The sequence below is a fragment of the Aliiroseovarius pelagivivens genome (assembly GCF_900302485.1).
GTDB lineage: Bacteria > Pseudomonadota > Alphaproteobacteria > Rhodobacterales > Rhodobacteraceae > Aliiroseovarius > Aliiroseovarius pelagivivens.
The window spans coordinates 26,299-41,736 of record NZ_OMOI01000001.1 but is presented as its reverse complement, the minus strand read 5'-3'; the positions used below and the strand labels follow the sequence as shown (position 1 = coordinate 41,736).

Here is a 15,438-nt window from a genome sequence, read left to right as displayed (position 1 = left end):
TCGTGATTCCATGTAAAACGTTGACCAATTAAGGGGTTAGCGCCTATAAATAGGGTATTCTATAGGCAAAGTCCGCATGAAGTGGACGGCTTATCGAGCAGTACATTTCGCCGGGGCGGCAAAGTGATTCGCAAAGGGCAGGAATTACACATGCCCGTGTGATCACAAAATAGTATCGTGACTCTTTGCCTAAACCAGCGGCGCTTCGGGGTATTTCCAGCCCCTATCCGAGTTAGGCAGGCAGGTGCAAACCTGAGGGGTCGCAGACGCGCGGCCCCTCGTCATCTCACCTCACTCTGAATCTTGCCCCCAGTCCTTATCCTGCATCTCGCGCAGGCGGCTGGCTGTGCGTTCGAACTCGAACGAGCCTTCCCCTTCGACATACAGCATCTCGGGCAATGCGGCCGCCGAGGCGATCAGGCGGACCTTCGCCTCGTAAAGTGCGTCGATCAAAGTGACGAAGCGCTTTGCTTCGTTGAAATTCGATCTGCTCAGGCGCGGGATGTCTTCCAGCACGAGAAGCTTCACCGCATTGGCCACGGCCAAATAGTCCCCTGGCCCTAACATCGCCCCACATAGGTCATGGAAACGCGCGCGTGCAGCGCCGTTGCGATAATCGGGCAACACGACCTCGCGCCCTTTGACTGTCAAAACCAGCGGCTCGGTTTTGCCGCCGGTCAGATCTTTCCACAACGCGTCAATTGCCTGACGCGCATCGGCGTTCGCGGGACTGAAAAACACTTGCTCGCCAGACAGACGATCTTGGCGATAATCGTTTGGGCTGACCAGTTCATGCACCACCATCTGATCTTTCAAAAGCGCGATGAAAGGCAGGAAAAGCTGCCGGTTCAGCCCGTGCTTATACAGCTCGTCAGGGTGGCGGTTCGATGTGGTGACGACAACAACGCCCGCCTCAAACAGCTTTTCGAAAAGACGCCCGACGATCATTGCATCGGTGATGTCCGAGATCTGCATCTCGTCAAAGGCAAACAGCTTTACATCCGCCGCGATCTTGGCCGCGACGGGCGCCAGCGGGTCGTCCACGCCCCTCTTGCGTGCCTCGGTCATACCTTCGTGCACCTCTTGCATGAAGGCATGGAAATGCACGCGACGGGCCGCGGTGTTTTCCAGACTGTCCACAAACAGGTCCATCAACATGGACTTGCCGCGACCAACCCCACCCCACAGATACAGGCCTTGCGGCACGTCCTCGGGCTTGGAATGAAAGAGCCCCCCCAATATCCCACGCTTGCGCTTGGGCGCAGAATCTAGATGCGCACGAATGTCTTCAAGTCCCGGCAGGCAGGCCTCTTGTGCTGGGTCGCGGGTAATCTCGCCCGATTGGGCAAGGGCATCATAGGTTTGGATCAAGTTCGACATACCCGACAGATAAAACGCCGCGTCACATAAAGAAAGCTTAAGCCGCACATCAAAAAGCAAGAATTGACGCAGTGCGGCAATTGTCTGACATTGACCCAATGACAGAGACGCGCGCACCCCTTATCACTCCGGTCCTTGTGGCTGGCTGCCTTATCATCCTGGTCGGTTTTGCGATCAGGGCCAGCTTTGGTGTCTTTCAGATCCCCATCGCCACCGAATTCAACTGGCCGCGTGCCGAGTTTTCGCTGGCAATTGCGATCCAGAACCTTGCTTGGGGCATCGGGCAACCCATTTTCGGCGCCATTGCCGAGAAGATGGGCGATCGCAAAGCGATCATCATGGGTGCGATCGTCTATGCTGTTGGTCTGGTTGCCAGCTCCATGGCCGTCACGCCCGAAGCCCACCAAATGCTTGAGGTGCTGGTTGGATTTGGCATCGCGGGAACAGGGTTTGGCGTCATTCTTGCCGTTGTTGGCCGCGCATCCAGCGACGAAAACCGTTCAATGTCTTTGGCGATTGCGACCGCGGCCGGGTCCGCCGGTCAGGTTTTCGGCGCCCCGCTGGCAGAATACCTGCTGACCTTCATGACATGGCAGAACGTCTTTGTCGTCTTCGCTGCGGCCATTATGGCCACGCTGGCCCTGCTGCCGCTGATGAAAACAGAGCCTCTGGCTAGCAAATCCGAGCTTGAGGAAAGCATGGGGCAGATCCTGATCAAAGCGTTCAAGGATCCCACCTATACCCTGATCTTCCTCGGCTTCTTTTCCTGTGGCTATCAGCTGGCCTTCATCACCGCACACTTCCCCGCCTTCGTGACCGAGATGTGCGGAGCCATTGATCCGTCGGGCACGCTGGCGGCGGTCGGCGTGTCGACCACATCTGCTCTGGGCGCGATCTCGATCTCGCTAATCGGTCTGGCCAATATCGCGGGCACGTTGTTTGCGGGCTATCTGGGCAAAACCTATTCCAAGAAATACCTGCTGGCGGCGATCTATACCGGGCGCACGATCGTGGCAGCCTTGTTCATCCTGATGCCGATCACGCCGACCTCAGTCATCATCTTCTCGATCACCATGGGGTCGCTGTGGCTGGCAACAGTTCCGCTGACCTCGGGACTTGTCGCGCATATCTATGGGCTGCGCTACATGGGAACGCTCTATGGCATCGTCTTCTTCTCGCACCAGCTAGGAAGTTTCCTTGGCGTCTGGCTGGGCGGGCGGATGTATGACGCCTTTGGCGACTACACAATGGTCTGGTGGATCGGCGTTGGGGTCGGAGCATTCTCGGCCATTGTGCATCTGCCGGTGAAAGAACAACCGCTGTCCGCACGCGCAGCGTAGGCCGCGAGGGCTTAGACCGGTAGCGCCGTGGTTTTGAACACCGTGCGCAGGGCAAAGCTGGACTGCATCCCCTGCACGCCCGGCAGGCGCGCCAAATACTGGCGGTGGATACGCGCGAAATCTTCGGTATCTTGTGCGACCACTTTCAACAGATAATCCGCCGTGCCCGCCATCAGGTGGCATTCCAGAACATCGGGCACGCGCGCAACCTCGCGTTCGAAGGCTTCCAGCACCTCGTCAGCCTGACCCGACAGCGTGATCTCGACAAACACAGTCGTGGGGCAGTTCAGTTTGCGCGCATCCAACAGGGCCACGTAGTTTTTGATAAAGCCCTCGGCCTCAAGCCGCTGCACCCGACGGTGACATGCAGAGGGGGACAGGTTCACCTTTTCGGACAGCTCGGCGTTCGAAATGCGTCCGGTGCGTTGCAATGCCCTCAAGATGCGGCGATCTACACTATCAAGTTCCAATTTCGATCACATTCCTTGCGCTGTTTGCGCCATCGGCGCGGGATTCTTCGAAGAACCGTACCCGAAGCGCTACATCTTTTCAAAGCAATTGCGTCAGGACACCCCCAAGATCAATAGATAACAGCTTAAGTTTCGGCCCAGGGAGAAGGAGGACACCCCCATGCTGATCGGATGCCCAAAAGAGATCAAACCACAGGAATTTCGCGTTGGACTGACGCCCGCCGCCGCAGGCGAGGCGATTGGACGTGGCCATTCCGTAATCGTTGAAACCAATGCCGGAATGGGCGCTGGGTTCTCGGATGATGACTACCGCGCCGCAGGCGCCACCGTTTTGGACACGGCGGAAGAAATCTTTGCCAAAGCCGACATGATCGTAAAAGTGAAAGAGCCGCAGGCCGTTGAGCGCAAGATGCTGCGCGAAGGTCAGCTGCTGTTCACCTATCTGCACCTTGCGCCGGACCCCGAGCAGACCCACGACCTGTTGGCCTCGGGCTGTACGGCAATCGCGTACGAGACCGTGACCGACAACAATGGCGGCCTGCCGCTGCTAGCCCCGATGTCCGAGGTTGCTGGGCGTCTGGCCCCTCAGGTGGGGTCGTGGACCCTGCAGAAGGCCAATGGCGGCCGTGGTGTCCTGATGGGCGGCGTTCCCGGCGTTGGTCCGGCAAAGGTTGTCGTGATTGGCGGCGGTGTCGTCGGCACCCATGCAGCCAAGATCGCCGCTGGCATGGGCGCGGATGTGACCGTGCTGGATCGTTCACTGCCGCGTCTTCGCTATCTGGATGACGTCTATGGCGGCACCTTCAAGAATCAGTACTCGACCGCTGCGGCAACCGCAGAGCTGGTTCAGCAAGCCGACATGGTGATCGGTGCCGTTCTGATCCCGGGCGCAGCCGCCCCCAAGCTGATCAGCCGTGCGCAGCTGTCGACCATGAAGCCGGGTGCCGTACTGGTGGACGTTGCGATCGACCAAGGTGGGTGCTTCGAGACCTCGAAGGCCACCACCCACGCCGACCCGATCTATGAGGTCGACAACGTGATGCACTATTGCGTGGCCAACATGCCGGGCGCTGTCGCCCGCACCTCGACCATCGCATTGGGCAACGCAACTCTGCCCTTCATGCTGTCGCTGGCCGACAAAGGCTGGAAAGAGGCATGTGCCGCCGATCCGCACCTGCTGAACGGTCTGAACGTGCATGCTGGCAAACTGACCTATGCTGCCGTGGGTGAAGCCCTTGGGCTGGACAGCATCACCGGACAAGACGCGCTGAACATCTGATCCTCCCTTCCAGATATCACGCAACGAAAGCCCCGCCATTGTGCGGGGCTTTTATTTTGGTGCGTTTCGAAACTGACACCGATTTGCTGCTGAGGATCCTAAAACGAAAGAAGCCCCGCTTTGACAGCAGGGCTTACTTCAGGATTGAGATGGTAGCGTGGGGCGGACTTGAACCGCCGACCCCAGCATTATGAGTGCTGTGCTCTAACCAGCTGAGCTACCACGCCATCTCATATCGGAGGTCCGAATATTCTGGCAGGCTGCAAGTGTCAAACGAAAAACGCCCGAAATCGGAAAACCCGGGCAGAATTTTCAAACAAAGGGGCGCTGGAATTTCCAGCGCCCTTTCGCGGTCCTATACGGCCCGTTTTATTTCTTCAAAGCGTCGCGGATCTCGGTCAGCAGATCCAGTTCACTGGGACCTGCAGGGGCCTCTTCCACGGCTTCCTGTTCCTTCTCGGCGGCGTCCTTGGCCTTGTTGACCATCTTCACCAACATGAACACAACATAGGCGATGATCAGGAAGTTGATCACGGCCATGATGAAGGCACCATAGGCGAAAACCGATGCGCCTGCCTCGCGGGCTGCTTCCAGCGAGCTGCCGGCCGCCACGTCGCCCGCCAGGACGGCGAACTTGTTGGTGAAGTCGACACCACCGGTAAACAGACCGATGATCGGGTTGATCAGGTCGTCTACCATCGACTTCACGATCGCAGTGAAGGCTGCGCCGATGATGATACCAACTGCCATGTCCATGACATTGCCCTTGGCGATGAAATCCTTGAATTCTTTAAGCATGGTGTCCCCGTAAGTTTTCTGATCGCGCAGATTGCGTGATCCCGTTCGCATTAGGCACAACGGTACACAAAAACTGCGCAAATTTACTGGGGAAAATTCAAGCGCGCGTCACCGCAAGCTGACGGTCGGGTTAGCCGGGCAGAGAACCGTTCAGCACATAGGCCAGAATCTCAACCACTTGCGCAGGCTCGCGCGCGACGGCCAGCGCCGCTGCATCCACCTCTTTCAACGCGTGATCATGTTCTGGCATCTGCAGAACAATCAGAGACTTGCCCTTGGCCGCGGCATAGCCCGCATCAAAGGCCGCGTTCCACTGGCGGTATTTCTCGCCAAAGCGGACGACAACAACGTCGGCACCCTCGATCCCCTTGCGGGTGCGGATGGCGTTGATCATCGCGCCCTTGTGGTCGTGCCAGTATTTGTTGGGCTCTTCGCCCAGAATGGCCACACCGCAATCGTCCGAGGCATCGTGATCCGTCACAGGGGCGCTGAAGGTCACATCCAGACCCTTGGCACCTTCGATGATCTGCTCACGCCAATCGGTGTGGATTTCGCCGGAAAGATAAACGTTCAGGGGCATGATGTGTCCTCCAATGAAAAACGCGGCCCTAAGGGGACCGCGCTTTGATTTATCCGCGCAGGCTGCCGCCCGTCGCCTTTTCGACCTTCTGGACGATCTTCTGGCTGACAGCCTCGATGTCCTTGTCGGTCAGGGTCGCGTCACGCGGTTGCAGTCGCACGGTGATGGCGAGCGATTTCTTGCCCTCACCCAGCGATCCCCCGATGAATTCGTCAAAGACGTTTACATCGGTGATCAGCGCCTTGTCCGCACCAGCCGCCGCGTTCACCAGATTGATGGCTTCTACGTCTGCGTCCACCACGAAGGCGAAGTCACGCTCGACCGGTTGCAGGTCCGATGCGCCCAGCGCCGCGCGGCCCGTGCCTTTGGCTTTCGGGAACGGCACTTTCGCCAGATGCACGGCGAAGGCCACAACGGGGCCTTTCACGTCCATCTCGGCGATGGTTTTCGGGTGCAGTTCGCCGAACGCGCCAAGGATGTTTTTCGGACCCAGACCCAGCTTGGCCGAGCGACCCGGATGCCACCACGCGTTCATGTCACGCACGAAGGTCAGCTTGGCAGGCGCACCGATGGCAGCCAGAACAGCTTCCACATCCGCCTTGGCGTCATAGGTGTCGACCGGGCGACGCGCGCCGAAACGGTCGCGCGGGCCGGTGTTGCCAACCAGGATGCCGGTGACCATCTGCTCGTACTCATCGGGCTCGCCGCCGCTGAACACAGGGCCAACCTCGAACAGCGCCAGATCCATGAACCCGCGCGCTTGGTTGCGCGCAGCGGCTTGCAGCAGGCCGGGCAGAAGCGAGGGGCGCATGTGGCTCATCTCGGACGAAATCGGGTTCGCCAAAGCCACGTTGTCACCGCCGGTGCCGAAGCGCTCGGCGCTGGCTTGATCAATGAAGCTGTAGGTCACGCATTCGTTGTAGCCCAAGGCCGCCACGGTGCGTCGCGCAATGCCTTCGCGCTTCTGCATCGGGGTCAGGATCGCTTTCGGAACGCCCACATGGCTGCGCGGCAGCGGCTTGCCAACCAGCTTGGTCAGGGATGCGACGCGGGCCACTTCCTCGACCAGATCGGCGGATCCCAGCACGTCAGGACGCCACGACGGCACATGGGCCATGTCACCGTCGATGGTGAAGCCCAGCGCGGTCAGCGTTTTGCGCTGTTCATCGGCGGGGATGTCCATACCCACCAGCGACTGCACGCGGTCAGTGTCCAGCTTATAGGCGCGGGACACGTCTGGCTCGGCGCCAGCGGTCACAACGTCCGACGCTTCACCACCGCAGAGATCAAGGATCATCTGGGTCGCGGCCTCGATCGCAGGTGCGTTATAGGCCGGGTCGATGCCGCGTTCGTTGCGATACCGCGCGTCTGAGTTGATCTTCAGCGCACGGCCGGTTTTCGCGATCTGGATGGTTTCCCAGAACGCAGCCTCAAGGAACACGTTGGTGGTCTCTTCCGTGCAGCCGGTGGGCAGGCCGCCCATCACACCCGCGATGGATTCCACACCTTCGCTGTCCGAAATCACGACCATGCCAGCATCGAACGTGTATTCTTTTTCGTCCAGACCCATCAGAGTCTCGCCACCTTTGGCGCGATGCACGCGCAGGTCACCCTTAACCTTGTCGGCGTCGAACACGTGCAGCGGGCGGTTCATGTCGTAGGTGAAGAAGTTGGTGATATCGACCAGCGCGGAAATGGGTCGCAAGCCCACAGCCTTCAAACGCGCCTGCAGCCATGCGGGACTGGGTCCGTTCTTCACACCCTTGATCAGACGCCCCATGAACAAGGGGTTCGCGTCCAGCGTATCCTCGTCAATGGTCACGTTGATCGGGCTGGGGCCGTTGCCCGCAACCTTGTGTTCGGTCATGGGCTTCAGCGTGCCCAGACCACGGGCGGCCAAGTCACGCGCAATGCCACGCACGCCCAGCGCATCGGGGCGGTTGGGGGTGATGGCGATTTCGATCACCGGGTCGACCTTCTCGGGGTCATTGGCGGCCAGCCAGTCGACGAACTTGTCGCCGACCTCGCCCGAGGGCAGCTCGATAATGCCGTCATGCTCTTCCGACAGCTCCAGCTCGCGTTCCGAGGCCATCATGCCGTGGCTTTCGACACCGCGGATTTTGCCGACGGACAGGGTCACGTCGATGCCGGGCACATAGTCGCCGGGTTTGGCCAGCACCACGGTGATGCCTTCCCGCGCATTCGGCGCACCGCAAACGATCTGCTTTTCGCCTTCGTTGGTTTCCACGGTGCACACGCGCAGTCGGTCGGCGTCGGGGTGCTTTTCAGCCGATTTGACCTTGGCGATGGTGAACGCGCCAAGACGGTCCATGGGGTTGAAGATCTCTTCAACCTCAAGCCCCAGATCGGTGCAGGCCTCGGCGATTTCGTCAACCGAGGCTTCGGTGTCGAGGTGGTCTTTCAGCCAGGAGATGGTGAATTTCATTTGCGTATCCTCTTTCGGCACCGCTTAGCGGTCTGCCAAATCCTCAATCAGGTCAAAATGCTCGAACACCAGCATCATTTCAGGGTCGAAGCCGCCGTTGCGTGCGAAAAACGCTTCATGGCCTTTGCGCCAGCCCTCAAGACTGTCATCTTCGCCCTCTGCCAGAGCCATCTCTTCAGTGACATCGCAAAAGCGGATCTCTTCAACCTTTACAGTTTTGATCACCAGCGCCGGTGTGCCATCCCAGTTCGCTGCAATGTCAGTGCGCCCTACGACGGGCATGGCTTCGGGTTCGTCTTTGAACTCGGACAACGCGCCACAAGTCGCACGTTTTTTGCCCGAGCGAACAAGTCCGATCAGTCGAGCTGAAAGCTCGGCGCTATCCCCGAACTTGAACGTGCCCGCGCCGGGATATGTGACCTGAAGGTCTTCCATATCGTCGCTCATCGCGACAGCCCCCCACGCATGGTCGGCACGTCCAGCGAGCTGAAGCCATAGTGGCGCAGCCAGCGCAGGTCTGAATCAAAGAACGCGCGCAGGTCGGGGATGCCGTATTTCAGCATGGCCAGACGGTCGATGCCGAGGCCAAATGCAAAGCCCTGCCAGTCGTCGGGGTTCACGCCCGCCGATTGCAACACTTTCGGGTGCACCATGCCAGAGCCGAGGATTTCCATCCAGTCGTCGCCCTCGCCCAGTTTCAGGGTGCCGCCTTCCCATGAACAGCGAATGTCGACTTCAGCCGACGGTTCGGTGAACGGGAAGTGCGAGGCGCGGAAGCGCAGTTCGATGCCGTCGATTTCAAAGAAGGCGCGGCAGAATTCTTCCAGCGTCCATTTCAGGTTCGCCATCGAGATGTCTTTGTCGATCGCCAGCCCCTCGACCTGATGGAACATCGGGGTGTGGGTCTGGTCGTAATCCGAGCGGTATACGCGACCCGGTGCGATCACGCGGATCGGCGCGCCGGTCTTCTCCATCGCGCGGATTTGCACCGGCGAGGTGTGGGTGCGCAGCACGTGCGGCGGGCGGTTATCGCCCTCGTCGCGGTGCATATAGAACGTGTCGAATTCCTGACGCGCGGGGTGGTGCGGCGGGATGTTCAGGGCGTCGAAGTTGTACCAATCGCTTTCAATCTGCGGGCCCTCGGCGACCGAGAAACCCATGTCGCCGAAGATGGCCGAGATTTCCTCGGTCACTTGGCTGATCGGGTGGATCGAGCCTTGGCGCGCGGGGCGGCCTGGCAGGGTGACGTCCAGCCATTCGGTGCGCAGACGTTCATCAAGGGCGGCATCCGCCAGCCCGGATTTCTTGGCGGCGATGGCCGAGTTGATCTCGTCCTTCAGCGCGTTCAGCTTGGGGCCGGCCACTTGGCGTTCTTCGGGCGTCATCTTGCCCAGCTCGCGCATTTTCAGAGCCACTTCGCCCTTTTTGCCAACCGCCTGCACGCGGATATCTTCCAGTGCCGCCTCGTCAGCGGCCCCACCGATTGCGTCCAGATATTTTGTTCTGAGCTCGTCCATCTCGGTCCCTTTGCTTCGCACCGTTTCCAGCTAGCGAATGCAGGGCAAAATGGCAAGCCGGGGAAGGGTGTCAGGGCGCGTTCAGTGCGTGAAGGCGGCTTTCAAGGAACGCTGCTTGTTCTGGTGCGTCGGACAGGGCGATGGCGGCGCGATAGCTTTCGGCGGCGTCGCGGTCACGCCCAAGGCGTGCCAGAAGATCGGCACGACAGGCGTGGAACGGTTGATAGCGGGCGAATTTGCCTTCCGCGTCGACCGAGTTCAGCAGGGTCAGACCTGCCTGCGGGCTGTCGGCATAGGACAACGCCACGGCCTGATTGATCCGCAAGACTGGGTTGGGGTGGCGGGCATAAAGCACGTCATAGAGCGCCACGATCTGCGCCCAGTCGGTCGAGGCAAAATCTGCGGCCTGCGCGTGTACTGCGCTGATCGCGGCCTGAAGCGCATAGGGACCAGCAGGACCCATGGTCAAAGTGGTTTCGACCAACGCCAACCCCTCGGCGATCTTGGCGCGATCCCAGCGCGCACGGTTTTGATGTTCCAACGGGACGAACGCCCCACCCTGCCCTTGCCGCGCCAGCATGCGGCTTTCGCCCAGCAGCATCAGGGCCAGAAGGCCATGTGCCTCGGCGTGATCGGGGAGCAGACCGGTCAGGATACGCCCCAGACGGATCGCCTCGGCCACCAGATCGCCGCGGGTCAGCTGGCCGTCAGACGCTTGATAGCCCTCGTTGAAGATCAGATATATGACGCGCAGCACGGTGTCGGTGCGGTCGTGCAGGTCTTCGGGTTCCGGCAGTTTGAAAGGGATGCCCGCATCGCGCAGCTTCTTCTTGGCGCGGGTCAGGCGGGCGGCCATAGCGTCGGATTTGTCCAGAAACGCCTTGGCAATTTCAGCCGTCGTCAGCCCGCCCAGCGCACGCAGGGTCAGGGCAACACGGGACTTTTCTTCAAGCGCAGGGTGGCAGCACGTGTAGATAAGTTCCAGACGATGGTCGGTGATCAGCATCGGCGTATCCTCGGGGTCGCTTTGGTGCTGTTCCAGCCAAAGGGTCAGCTCGGCCTGTTTGCGGGTTGCCGTCGCACTTCGACGTAGACGATCCAAGGCCTTGCGCTTTGCCACCGAGATCATCCACGCATCGGGATGACGCGGCGCGCCCTTCTTTGGCCAGACCTCAAGCGCCGAGATAACAGCGTCCTGCAAGCTATCCTCGGCCAAGGCATAGTCACCAATGGACGACACCAGTGAAGATAGGATGCGCCCCCAGTCTTCGCGGATCAATCGCGTGACCAGCGCTTGCACTTCGACCGGGGGCAGCATCAGGGATTAGTCAAAGATCATGACCGGACGCACCTCGATCCGACCGTATTGGGCGTCCGGGATCTTGGCTGCATAGTGCAGCGCCTCGTCCAGATCTTTGCAATCAAGGATGTAGTAGCCCCCCAATTGCTCTTTGGTCTCGGCAAACGGGCCATCAACCACTTCGGACTTGCCGCCACGAACGGACACCGTGGTTGACGTCGCAACGGGTTGTAAGGCGTTGCCTCCGACCATCACACCTGCATCCTGCACTTCCTGCGTGAAATCCACATAGGATTGCATATAGGGGCCGAACTCGTCCGTGCCTGGCTGCGGGCCATTATCCTCGGCGTTATAAATCAAACACATGTATTGCATTGGTTTTCCTTTCGTCGGTTTGGAAAGGTCTATGGCCTTTCTGTGTACCAGACGTTTGAGGATCAGCAAAATCGACAACTGATCTGTATTTCTTGCAATGCCGAAGAAGACCCAAAGACGTTTAATATGCGGAGAGGGTTAAAAATCGTGTACTTGTTGGGTCCTGACGGAATAATTTGCACAGAAGGATTCAGTATGCCCTTTCCAGATTTTATAAAAGAACTACCCAGCATCGACGTGCCATTCCCCGAAGATGTCGTGCAAACGGCTGTTGTGCGGTCAGACGAAGGTTTGGTTGCCTTCTTCACATTCCTCAAAGACATGGAGCTTCCGCCGCATTCACACGGGCCGCAATGGGGTACCGTTGTGGAAGGAGAGATCGAGCTGACCATCGGTGGCGAGACACGAACCTACAAGGCCGGCGACAGCTACAACATCCCGGCAGGCGTCGTGCATGGCGGCCGCATTAAGTCTGGAACACGCGCCATTGACGTCTTTGCCGAGGCAGATCGCTACACAATCAAAAAATAGCAGTCTCGTCCCGGGATGCGGTTCCAGCCCCAGTCATCCCAAAACAGAAAAAGCCGCGAAGGTGTCCCCTCGCGGCTTTCGAATTCTTGCTGTTGTCGGGCTTAAGCAGCCAGAGCAGCCTGTGCTTTTTCAACGATCGCACCGAATGCTTCGGGCTCGTGAACGGCCAGATCGGCCAGAACCTTACGGTCCACTTCAACACCAGCCAGGTTCAGGCCGTTGATGAAGCGCGAGTATGTCAGGCTTTCGTCGTGCGAACGGACAGCAGCGTTGATACGCTGGATCCACAGAGCGCGGAACTGACGCTTGCGGTTCTTACGGTCGCGGGTTGCATATTGGTTCGCCTTGTCGACGGCCTGGCGCGCTACCTTGAAGGTATTCTTGCGGCGACCGTAAAAGCCTTTAGCGGCCTTGACGACTTTTTTGTGACGGGCGTGAGTTGTGGTTCCACCTTTAACGCGGGACATATCGGTATCTCCTCTTAACGGTCGTAGGGCATGTAGCCCTTGACGGTCTTAGCGTCGGGGGCGGACAGAGCGGTCGTACCGCGTGCGTTGCGGATGAATTTCTTCGTCCGTTTAATCATTCCGTGCTGTTTACCAGCCTGGGCTCCGATGACCTTGCCGGTCGCGGAAACCTTAAAGCGCTTCTTGGCGCTCGATTTGGTCTTCATCTTGGGCATTTTCGTCTCCAATCAAAGGTTACGTTTATGCACGGTGGGCATGCCACATTAGCCCACACGCACATGAAGTTGGCCGTATAGGACCAGATTGCGCGACTCGCAAGCGTTTTCTTCTTGCAAAATCGGTCTCGGATCAGGTCCCCAAATAGGACATGAAATGATTGAGTACTGATTCAAATACCTGCGGAATCGTGCTGATCGAATAGGCATTTGGCTTGGCGCTGATCGCGACAACGACCAGCCCCCCGCCAATCAGCAACAAGATCGAAGAAATGCGTGGTGCCTTTCCCCGACGTATCGCCCCGATTGCTGCTAGTACGGCCAAAATCAGAATTACGATTCCGACTACGAAATACGTGTCATAGGTCATGACCACGCCTCCATCGACAAAACCACCTTGATGCTCCGTGCATCAAGCATAGCACATATCGATCAAGTTGCGTAGATCATGCCCTCATCACACGGTGCGACGCGCAGGATGTTCGTGGTACCGGGCACGTTGAACGGCACACCGGCGGTAACCACAATCTGGTCAGTTTCTTCGGCAAAACCAGCGCTCCGTGCTGCACGCGCTGCAGACACCACCGCCGCTTTGAAGCGCTCGACCGCGCCGGCAGTGACGAAACAGTTGGTGCCCCAAGACAGGCACAGGCGACGGGCCGTGCCGCGCAACGGTGTCAGCGCGATAATCGGCACGCGGGGACGTTCACGCGATGTCAAAAGCGCTGTGGTGCCTGATTGGGTAAAGCAGCAGATTGCTTTGATATCCGTGGTCTCGGCGATTTCGCGCGCGGCAGCCACGATGGCGTCATTCACGCCAGACCGGCTGGCCACGCGGGACGCTTCGACCTGAACGCGGTAGGTGTCATCATTCTCGACCTCGATGGCGACGGCATTCATGGTGGACACTGCCTCGACCGGGTATTGCCCTGCGGCGCTTTCGGCGGACAGCATCACCGCATCGGCGCCGTCATAAATCGCGTTCGCCACGTCCGAGACTTCGGCCCGCGTCGGCATGGGGCTTTCGATCATGCTTTCCAACATCTGCGTGGCGACAATGACCGGCTTGCCCGCACGACGGCAGGCAAGGACCAAGCGCTTCTGGATGGGCGGAACAGCGTGAACGGGCAGTTCAACACCAAGGTCGCCACGGGCAACCATGATGCCATCCGAGACTGCAAGGATCGCGTCAAAAGCATCTACGGCGGCGGGCTTTTCGATCTTCGACAAAATCGCAGCACGCCCTTTTGCCAGATCGCGGGCTTCTTCGACGTCTTCGGGACGCTGCACGAAGCTTAGGGCCAGCCAGTCCACGCCCAGCTGACAGGCAAATTCCAGATCCGCACGGTCCTTGTCGGACAGAGCCGCAAGTGGAAGCACCACGTCCGGCACGTTGACACCCTTGCGGTCGGAAATCGTTCCGCCGACCTCGACCTCGCAATCGGCAAAGTCCGGGCCGCAATCCTTGACCTTCAGGCGCAGCTTGCCGTCATTCACCAAGAGGGTCGATCCCGGCTCTAGCGCTGCAAAAATCTCGGGGTGAGGCAGACAAACGCGATGCCCTTCGCCCGGGGTCTCGTCCAGATCAAAGCGGAACTCCTGCCCCTCTTCGATGTCCGCTGCCCCGGCAGAGAACACACCGCAGCGCAGCTTCGGTCCCTGAAGGTCGGCCAGGATCGCAATCGGGCGGTCCAGATCTTTTTCCACCTGACGCACCAAGGCATGACGCGCACGCTGTTCATCATGGGTGCCATGGGACATGTTCATGCGAAATACATCGGCCCCGGCTTCAAATAGCGCCCGAATTGTATCGTAGTCACTTGAGGACGGGCCTAGGGTTGCGACGATCTTGACATTACGATGGCGTCTCACGGCGCACCTCTCTTTCATTTCTTACGCGGGGTCAGGTGACCTATGCCCCAAAATGTTAGCGCTGACAACTGGCGCTTGGCTTTGACCTCGCTTAAAGGGGATATGAAACAGAAAAACAACGGCAAGATGACATACGCTCCATTCCATGTTCACGGGCCGGACAGGCCATCGCGCTGGCTGATCACATGTGATCACGCCGCAAACACCGTACCCACCTGCGTCGGCGGCGGTGATCTGGGTATTGCGCCCGAAGATATGAACCGCCACATCGCCTATGACATTGGCGCGGCCGGGGTCAGCATCCATTTGGCCGAGCTTCTGGATGCACCCGCAATCCTGTCCAACTTCTCGCGCCTTGTGATCGACCCCAACCGGGGTGAGGATGATCCGACGCTGCTGATGAAACTATATGATGGCACCGTGATCCCCGCAAACCGCCAAGCGGATGCGGCGGAAAAGGCCCGCCGTCTGGATGCGTTCCATCGCCCCTATCACAACGCTCTGGCGGATTTGGCCGCCCGTCATGACCACACAGTGATCGTGGCGATGCATTCCTATACACCGCAACTGAATGGCCGCGATCCGCGCCCGTGGCACGTTGCCGTGCTGCATGAAAAAGACAGTCGCATCGCGACGCCTCTGATCAAGAAGTTGGAGCAGGACCCCGATCTTTGCGTCGGTGAAAATGAACCTTACGGTGGCCACTTGGATGGCGACAGCATCGATCGCCATGCGGTCTTGCAGAAGCGCCCGAATGTGCTGATCGAGATCCGCAACGACTTGATCGAGACCGAAGAGCAACAGCGCGCTTGGGCAGAACGGCTGGCGCCGGTCCTTATGGAAACTTTAGCAGAAACGGGGCTCTGAC

General features: G+C 59.1%; 17 protein-coding genes and 1 tRNA gene. 4 read left to right on the top strand and 14 right to left on the bottom strand.

The window, feature by feature from the left end; genetic code table 11:
* Positions 1 to 291: 291 nt before the first annotated feature.
* On the bottom strand, positions 292 to 1,380 hold the full coding sequence (gene zapE / locus ALP8811_RS00220; RefSeq protein ID WP_108857352.1) for a cell division protein ZapE: 1,089 nt from the start codon (positions 1,378 to 1,380) through the stop codon (positions 292 to 294).
* A gap of 98 nt (positions 1,381 to 1,478) precedes the next feature.
* Between zapE and ALP8811_RS00215 the strand changes: the two genes are divergently transcribed.
* Positions 1,479 to 2,720 carry an MFS transporter gene (locus tag ALP8811_RS00215; RefSeq protein WP_108855202.1) on the top strand — a complete coding sequence of 414 codons (1,242 nt, stop codon included), beginning with the start codon at positions 1,479 to 1,481 and terminating at the stop codon, positions 2,718 to 2,720.
* Between the two features lie 11 nt (positions 2,721 to 2,731).
* Here the strand turns inward: ALP8811_RS00215 and ALP8811_RS00210 are convergent, their stop codons facing one another.
* A complete protein-coding gene (locus tag ALP8811_RS00210) occupies positions 2,732 to 3,190 on the bottom strand; it encodes an Lrp/AsnC family transcriptional regulator (protein WP_108855201.1) in 459 nt (152 codons plus the stop codon).
* A 160-nt stretch (positions 3,191 to 3,350) separates the two neighbouring features.
* On the opposite strand from ALP8811_RS00210, the gene ald reads away from it, so the two are divergent.
* Positions 3,351 to 4,469, top strand: coding sequence for an alanine dehydrogenase (gene ald, locus ALP8811_RS00205; RefSeq protein ID WP_108855200.1), 1,119 nt, complete (start codon positions 3,351 to 3,353; stop codon positions 4,467 to 4,469).
* 150 nt (positions 4,470 to 4,619) lie between these two features.
* Here ald and ALP8811_RS00200 read toward each other — a convergent pair.
* The 8 genes from ALP8811_RS00200 to ALP8811_RS00165 form a co-directional block, all read right to left on the bottom strand.
* Positions 4,620 to 4,696: transfer RNA gene (locus ALP8811_RS00200), tRNA-Met, on the bottom strand.
* A 142-nt stretch (positions 4,697 to 4,838) separates the two neighbouring features.
* Positions 4,839 to 5,267 carry a large conductance mechanosensitive channel protein MscL gene (gene mscL / locus ALP8811_RS00195; protein WP_108855199.1) on the bottom strand — a complete coding sequence of 143 codons (429 nt, stop codon included), beginning with the start codon at positions 5,265 to 5,267 and terminating at the stop codon, positions 4,839 to 4,841.
* A 130-nt stretch (positions 5,268 to 5,397) separates the two neighbouring features.
* On the bottom strand, positions 5,398 to 5,847 hold the full coding sequence (locus ALP8811_RS00190) for a YtoQ family protein (protein ID WP_108855198.1): 450 nt from the start codon (positions 5,845 to 5,847) through the stop codon (positions 5,398 to 5,400).
* 49 nt (positions 5,848 to 5,896) lie between these two features.
* Positions 5,897 to 8,293 carry a phenylalanine--tRNA ligase subunit beta gene (pheT, locus tag ALP8811_RS00185; RefSeq protein WP_108855197.1) on the bottom strand — a complete coding sequence of 799 codons (2,397 nt, stop codon included), beginning with the start codon at positions 8,291 to 8,293 and terminating at the stop codon, positions 5,897 to 5,899.
* Between the two features lie 24 nt (positions 8,294 to 8,317).
* Positions 8,318 to 8,740: an ASCH domain-containing protein gene (locus ALP8811_RS00180; protein ID WP_108855196.1), complete on the bottom strand. Its 423-nt coding sequence runs from the start codon at positions 8,738 to 8,740 to the stop codon at positions 8,318 to 8,320.
* The gene (pheS, locus tag ALP8811_RS00175) at positions 8,737 to 9,810 is read right to left on the bottom strand and encodes a phenylalanine--tRNA ligase subunit alpha (RefSeq protein ID WP_108855195.1); all 1,074 of its coding nucleotides are present in this window, start codon (positions 9,808 to 9,810) and stop codon (positions 8,737 to 8,739) included. Before pheS ends, ALP8811_RS00180 begins: the two co-directional genes overlap by 4 nt.
* 70 nt (positions 9,811 to 9,880) lie before the next feature.
* Entirely contained in the window at positions 9,881 to 11,128 is a 1,248-nt protein-coding gene (locus ALP8811_RS00170) for an RNA polymerase sigma factor (protein WP_108855194.1), read from the bottom strand.
* 6 nt (positions 11,129 to 11,134) lie between these two features.
* Entirely contained in the window at positions 11,135 to 11,476 is a 342-nt protein-coding gene (locus ALP8811_RS00165) for a YciI family protein (protein ID WP_219928713.1), read from the bottom strand.
* Between the two features lie 204 nt (positions 11,477 to 11,680).
* Here ALP8811_RS00165 and ALP8811_RS00160 point away from each other — a divergent pair, with 204 nt between their 5' ends.
* Positions 11,681 to 12,016 carry a cupin domain-containing protein gene (locus ALP8811_RS00160; RefSeq protein ID WP_108855192.1) on the top strand — a complete coding sequence of 112 codons (336 nt, stop codon included), beginning with the start codon at positions 11,681 to 11,683 and terminating at the stop codon, positions 12,014 to 12,016.
* Positions 12,017 to 12,117: 101 nt separating this feature from the next.
* Here ALP8811_RS00160 and rplT read toward each other — a convergent pair whose 3' ends face one another.
* The 4 genes from rplT to pyk form a co-directional block, all read right to left on the bottom strand.
* Complete coding sequence (gene rplT / locus ALP8811_RS00155) at positions 12,118 to 12,483, bottom strand: 50S ribosomal protein L20 (protein ID WP_108855191.1); 366 nt, start codon at positions 12,481 to 12,483, stop codon at positions 12,118 to 12,120.
* Between the two features lie 14 nt (positions 12,484 to 12,497).
* On the bottom strand, positions 12,498 to 12,698 hold the full coding sequence (rpmI, locus tag ALP8811_RS00150; RefSeq protein WP_108855190.1) for a 50S ribosomal protein L35: 201 nt from the start codon (positions 12,696 to 12,698) through the stop codon (positions 12,498 to 12,500).
* Between the two features lie 133 nt (positions 12,699 to 12,831).
* A complete protein-coding gene (locus ALP8811_RS00145; protein ID WP_108855189.1) occupies positions 12,832 to 13,068 on the bottom strand; it encodes a hypothetical protein in 237 nt (78 codons plus the stop codon).
* Between the two features lie 62 nt (positions 13,069 to 13,130).
* Positions 13,131 to 14,570, bottom strand: coding sequence for a pyruvate kinase (gene pyk, locus ALP8811_RS00140; RefSeq protein ID WP_108855188.1), 1,440 nt, complete (start codon positions 14,568 to 14,570; stop codon positions 13,131 to 13,133).
* A 126-nt stretch (positions 14,571 to 14,696) separates the two neighbouring features.
* On the opposite strand from pyk, the gene ALP8811_RS00135 reads away from it, so the two are divergent.
* Positions 14,697 to 15,437, top strand: coding sequence for an N-formylglutamate amidohydrolase (locus tag ALP8811_RS00135; protein ID WP_108857351.1), 741 nt, complete (start codon positions 14,697 to 14,699; stop codon positions 15,435 to 15,437).
* The last annotated feature ends 1 nt before the right edge of the window (position 15,438 follow it).